The sequence below is a fragment of the Arthrobacter sp. MAHUQ-56 genome, assembly GCF_019710585.1.
GTDB lineage: Bacteria > Actinomycetota > Actinomycetes > Actinomycetales > Micrococcaceae > Arthrobacter.
In genome coordinates, this window is the sequence record NZ_JAIFZQ010000015.1 from 1 (window position 1) to 1,349 (window position 1,349).

Annotated in this window: 1 protein-coding gene; it reads right to left on the reverse strand. The window is 67.9% G+C overall.

Translation table 11 applies throughout. The features are described from left to right. Window positions 1-74: 74 nt before the first annotated feature. On the reverse strand, window positions 75-1,349 hold a 1,275-nt coding region (locus tag K4G53_RS07870), incomplete at its 5' end, for a fumarylacetoacetate hydrolase family protein (RefSeq protein WP_221385159.1).

The window sequence follows — 1,349 nt, forward strand, 5'->3', positions numbered from 1 at the left end:
CTGGTACGCCTGTTCGGCCTTGCTGCCGGCGGGGGCGGTGGAAAGCTCCGGCACGCCGGTCAGTGCTGTCTCAGTCATTGGTCTTCCCCGCCCATGCGTTCCCACTCCGCGTACCTCTTCTGCCATTCGGCGTTCATCGGGTAGAGGCCGTCCACGCTGTTGCCCTGCTTGACCATCTCGAAGATGAAGGCTTCTTCCTTTTCCTGCTGGATGCAGTCGTCCACCAGTTCTTCGGCGATGGCCGGCGGGATCACCAGGATGCCGTCGGAGTCGGCCACGATGATGTCGCCGGGCTGCACGGTGGCGCCGCCGCAGGCGATAGTGATGTCGGTGTCCCAGGGGATGTGGCGCCGGCCAAGCACCGCGGGGTGCGGGTTGGCGAAGTAGGTGGGCATGTCCAGGTCCGCTACGGCTGAGTAGTCGCGGACGCCGCCGTCGGTGATGATGGCTGCCGCGCCGCGGACCTGGGCGCGCAGGGCCAGGATGTCACCCACAGTGCCGGTGCCCTTCTCGCCGCGGGCCTCCATGACCAGGATTTCGCCCTCGTTGACGGAATCGATGGCGCGCTTCTGGGCGTTGAACCCGCCGCCGTGGGTCTTGAACAGGTCCTCGCGGTTGGGAACGTAGCGAAGGGTCCGGGCCAGGCCCACCACTCGGCGGTCCGGGCGGGTGGCCTGCAGCCCGTCGATGCTCACGTTGTTCAGGCCGCGCTTGCGCATCTGCGACGACAGCGTGGCGGTGGCCACCGATTCGAGCTTGGCCTTCAGCTCGGGGGAGAGGGCAGTGGCCACTGCCGGAAGCCCGGCGGCTTCGCGGGATCCGTAGGCCTCCTCCCGCTGCAGGTCATCAACCTTGGGCCGGGCACCAAAGTCGGCGAACGCCGTCGTGCCCTCCTCCACCCTGGTGACCAGGCGGCCCGTGGACAGGGCCCCATCAACGGTGCCCACCTCAACCTCCAGCACGTCTCCCGGCTTTGCGACCGAAGCGCCCGCCGGGGTGCCGGTGAGGATGATGTCGCCTTCTTCGAGGGTGAGCAGCTGGGACAGGTCCGCCACCAGCAGGGCGAACGGGAAAAGCAGGTCCTTGGTGGTGTCGTCCTGGACCAGATCACCGTTGTGCCAGGTGCGGATGCGCAGTTGGGAAGGGTCGACGGCGTCTGCCGGAATCAATGCCGGGCCCACCGGGGTGAAACCGTCGCCGCCCTTGGACCGGAGGTTGGAGCCCTTGTCAGCCCAGCGAAGGTCGTAGACGCCGAGGTCGTTGCTCGCCGTGACGGCGGCGACGTGGCTCCAGGCGTCCTCGATCGAAACGCGGCGGGCGGCCTTGCCGATCACCAAGGCGATCTCGCC